A 2,022-nucleotide genomic window follows, 5' to 3' on the forward strand; every position below is an offset into this window, starting at 1 on the left:
TCCGTCGTGCAAAGGACTGTTTTTGAAAAATACGTTTTCTATCAATCTTCTGTGTACACGCGCATCCACCCTGTCTCCCGTCTCTTCTATAAAAGCCAAAGAAGCAAAACGTTCGATAGCTATCAACGCTCCCGTTTTGCGATCGGACATCCGGCTGCACGCATGTACTATTTCTTCTACGTCTTGTTTGGACAACATTTCTTGTCCCGGTCTAAAAAAAGAATTAAACAACTCCTTGCGTTTTCCATCTTTTGTATACCTGGAACCCAGTTGTAACAGGAATCGCCGTATTTCCTGTTGAAAGACGACAATGAGCGCCAACACGCCCACACTAATTACTTTATCTAGAATACTGGTCAAAAGCTCCATATGAAGAGCTTTGACTGTAAGCCAAATAAAATAAACAAAAAGGATACCTATAAAAATATTGACAGCAGCCGTACCCCTTATGATTTTATACACTTGATATATAAGAAGGCCTACCAGCAAAATATCAAGAATGTCTATGATATGTAGTCGTAGAAAATCGGGCATGGCATGCAAAGATACGTTTTATTCAACAAAAGCCAGCGACAAAAAGCCCAATTTTAAATCGGGATTTTTCTTCCAAAGCGCTTGTGCACAACTTTCCATGGTAGCACCTGTCGTAACCACATCGTCCACCAGCAACACTTCGCTATACGAAAGCGTTTTTGCCTGAAACGCGTTCTTCATATTTTCCCGTCGCTGCTCTTTGTCGTATGCCGTCTGACTCGTTTTTTCTTTGACCCTCCGAACAGCCGTAACGTCAAGGGGCCAGCCTGTTGACGCAGACAATCCGGCAGCCAGCCACTCGGCTTGATTGTATCCTCTTTTTCTGCGCTTATGGCCTGACATAGGGATGGGCACCAAAACAGGACAACGCTCTTTACCGGCTCCCGGCGGAGTCAACCCGGGCGGCATACCCCATTCTTCACACAACTCCTTGCCAAACAACTCCCCCATATACATGCCTATTTCACACATACCCCCGTATTTAAAACGGTGCAACAATTTCCTATAAGGGCTTGCTTCTCTGAAATACAAAAAAGCAACGGCTCCCGTCAAATGCGACAGAGCATGAAAAGAAGCCTGCAAAGCATTGAAATAAAGTTGCCAATGGTACGTTTTGGGCAGATGAAACAGACAGTGTACACACAAAGTATGTTCTCCGGGAATCAACTCTTTCCCGCACACCGCACACATCCGGGGAAACCACACACTGCTTTTGCCAATCATTCTCCCCAAATTTATGAAGTTTTTTTATATTTGTTGCTTAAAATCTGCTGCTATGAAACGCTTTGTATTGATTTTTCTCATCATTTTTTCTGTTCTTTTCTCACGTTGCATTCCACAAGATGCACCAAACGAAAGTCAGGGAGAAAGCAGTCCTACATATTTTGTAGAAGAATTAGGCACTCTTGATTTTACTCTTAAAGAAGGTCTTTTGGAATTGTTGGCAGAGATAGGAATAGAAGAAACCGACCCTACTGTAAGTCAAATCATAGAGTTCATCGACAATGTCCTAAGTGCTCAAATGCGGGTTGTGGCTATTTCTTATAACACTTTCGATCCTTTTGGAGACCCTGTTCTAGGCACAGGTGCATTCGTGTATCCACAGGATTTGCAAGTAAGAGGCGTTATTGAGGTACCTCCCATAGCCGATTTGGACCAGGAAACAAGTCCGTCCATAGTAACAAGAAAAGGGAGATTTTACGTAGAAGCTTTCCCCTCTTTACTGAAATTCATCACCATCACGCCGGACATGCTGGGAGTTGAATATACACGCCATATGCCCAGGCCTTATTTAAACGACGCCAATAGCGGAATGGTTGCCTACCACATGCGTAAGGCTGTAGAAGAATATTTGTTGGCAAAAGAAAACTACCAACTGGGCAACAAAAGTATGGTTATGGGGTATTCACTAGGAGGTCCTTCCTCTTTATCCATGGCCAAATACTACACCACAAATCCCACAGGCGTTCGAGTAGACAAAGTATTTAC

General features: G+C 43.4%; 2 protein-coding genes. One reads left to right on the plus strand and one right to left on the minus strand.

The annotated features are described in order from the left end of the window. Nucleotides 1–552: 552 nt before the first annotated feature. Nucleotides 553–1,257: a phosphoribosyltransferase family protein gene (locus RBR61_RS10155; RefSeq protein ID WP_320344071.1), complete on the minus strand. Its 705-nt coding sequence runs from the start codon at nt 1,255–1,257 to the stop codon at nt 553–555. A 52-nt stretch (nt 1,258–1,309) separates the two neighbouring features. Between RBR61_RS10155 and RBR61_RS10160 the strand changes: the two genes are divergently transcribed. Next, nucleotides 1,310–2,022 (plus strand): hypothetical protein (locus tag RBR61_RS10160; RefSeq protein ID WP_320344073.1); only part of this gene is annotated, 713 nt, incomplete at its 3' end.

This window comes from Sulfurimonas sp. (assembly GCF_034005705.1).
Lineage (GTDB): Bacteria > Campylobacterota > Campylobacteria > Campylobacterales > Sulfurimonadaceae > Sulfurimonas.

What these genes read in the sequence shown, in the direction of transcription:
- RBR61_RS10155 (WP_320344071.1), bottom strand. Translation starts at nt 1,257, where the DNA reads ATGATTGGCAAAAGCAGTGTGTGGTTTCCCCGGATGTGTGCGGTGTGC.